Raw genomic sequence first — 2419 nt, forward strand, 5'->3', positions numbered from 1 at the left:
GCCGCAGCACGTCGCCCTCGCCCTCGCGCCAGAACGACATCTGCACGAACGTCGCCACACCGACGCCCAGCAGAATGCCGACCAGCCGGTCGCGTATTTCAGTGAGATTGACGGTTGGGCCAAACTGTTCGAACAAGGCGAGCGAGAAGGTGAAGATGAGCTGTACGCCCGCGTAGCCGATCCGTTCCGAACCCGCCGAGATCCATGCTCCGAACGCGACGACAGGCAACGTCATCAGCAGCAGACCGACAATGTCGTCGAGATGAGGAACGACGAACACGACCATGAACAGCGCCAGCGCGCTTCCGATGGCAGCACCGGCCACCCGCAGCAACGCGCGCTGCGCCGATGCGCCGAGGCTCGGCAGCGCGACGATCACGCAGGTCAGCATGATCGTGTGGATGCCCTGCCAGTCCACGGCGTTGTAGAACACGTAGCAGACCAGAACGGCGAGCAAGGTCTTCAGCGAAAAGCGCATGTAGGCGGGATTGGTCCATGCGTCCGGCGCGAGCATCGGCTCGCTCGCGGGCGGCTTGCCGGATGCCGGGTCGCTCGCAGCCAGGTCGGCGAATGCGCGCAGCGCCCGCTGCGATTCGGCAGCGGCAGGAATCGTGTCGGCGGCGTTGCGCTCTTCAGGTGTCGCCGTGCTCGAGTAGTGATAGGGCTCGCCGGTCATGACCGCCTGGTCGAGCGCGTGGCAGTTCGCACGCAACTCGCGCAACATCGCCAGCTGCGCGGCTGAGGCGCGCGGCCAACTCGGCGGAAGCTCACTCGCTCCGCGATAAAGCCGCGACACGGTCGCGATGCATGCAAGCTGCGACGCCTGATGTTCGCGATAGTGCGCATCACGCATTGTCGTAAACCGCAGCAACTTCTGCAGCGTGAGCGCGCCTTGCTGAACGGCCGCCAGCGTGATCGGCGCGGCGCTCGTGCCGCCGTTGATCAGTTGCGCCAGGCACATGTCCAGCGCTGCCAGTTGCCGATGGATTTCCGCCTTGAGCTGCAATTGCGGCTCGACGGGCAACAAAAGCGTGTTGACCACGAGCGTCAGCGCGATCGGATAGTTGACGGCGACCCATACCCATAACACCGCGCGGATCAGCAGGTCGGCCTGATCGGTCCGGTCGACGAAGCTCTGCACGTAAATCACAATGATCGCGACGATGAAGAACACGATGCCAATCTTGAGCACCCGCAGCAGGTACACGCTGCCCAGGAATAGCAGGCTCGCGATGACGATGCGCAGCAACGGGTAGTCGAATGTAAATTTCAGCAGCAGGATCGACAGGCCGATCGCGAGCGTCGATCCGACCATGAACATCACGCCGACCAACCGCGTGACCACCACGTTCGACTGCGTGACATAGAACACCACCAGCAGCGATAGCGCGATCTCCGGCACCTCGAGCGTATTCGACACGACGATCACAATGGCGCTCGTCAACATGCAACGCAACATCACGTTGACGCGACCGGGGAAAAACGCAAGCTCGCGCCTCAGGAAAGCGCCTGCATCGCGCAGCGTGACGGGCAGGTAGTCGGCGGCGGCCATGGGCGGTCCTCAATGGCGCTCGCCGTCGTTGCCGCGCCCGGGTTCCAGCACGGCCACCGCCGACGTGCCGACGCGGAACAGCTCTGGGTTCGGTTTGTCGATGAGGATCTTCACCGGGAAGCGCTGCGATACATGCACCCAATTGAGCGTGCGTTGAATGCGTGGCAATCCGCCCGGCAATGCAAGGCCGGCTTCATCGGGCGCGATGCCGTAGCTGATCGAATCGACGGTGCCCTGGAAACGCTGGCCCGTATCGCTCATCAGGTACACAGTAGCTGGCGTGCCCGCCCTGACGCCCTTGAGTTCGGTTTCGCGAAAGTTCGCGACTACGTACCAGTGGCGCGTGTCGATCAAAGTGAAGACCGGTTTGAGCGCAGACGCGAACTGCCCCGTCGATGTCTCCAACGACACGATGCGTCCGTCGAACGGCGCCCGCACGGTCGAATATTCAAGGTTCAGCTCGGCAATCGATATCTCCGCCATGACGACGGCACGCTGCGCAACCAGCGCGTCGACGCCGCTCACGGCCGCAACGGCTTGCTGCGCCTGCAGTTGCGCGGCGCTGAGTTCGGCCTGCGTGGCACGTTGCGCGGTGCGCGCACGATCGACGTCCTCCGCCGACACATAGCCGTGCGACACCAGCGGCTCCATGCGGTGCAGCGTATCGGACGCCTGGCTCGCGGCGGCTCGCGCGCGCTCGACCGCCGCACGCACCGACTGCGCGTTGTACTGCTGCGCATTGACCGTACGTTGGGTCAGCTCGATCTGGCGATCGAGCGCGACGAGCGACGCGTTGCCCCGCGCGAGCGCATCCTGATACGGACGCGGGTCGATACGGAACAACAGATCGCCCTGCTTCACCGCCTG

General features: G+C 64.2%; 2 protein-coding genes. Both read right to left on the reverse strand.

Annotated elements, in window-relative coordinates; genetic code table 11:
• On the reverse strand, window positions 1-1552 hold a 1552-nt coding region (locus tag B0G73_RS39855), incomplete at its 3' end, for an FUSC family protein (protein ID WP_106286489.1).
• A gap of 9 nt (window positions 1553-1561) precedes the next feature.
• The coding region (gene mdtN, locus B0G73_RS39860) for a multidrug transporter subunit MdtN (protein ID WP_106286490.1) at window positions 1562-2419 on the reverse strand (858 nt) is incomplete at its 5' end.

This window comes from Paraburkholderia sp. BL25I1N1 (assembly GCF_003002025.1).
Classification (GTDB): Bacteria; Pseudomonadota; Gammaproteobacteria; order Burkholderiales; family Burkholderiaceae; genus Paraburkholderia.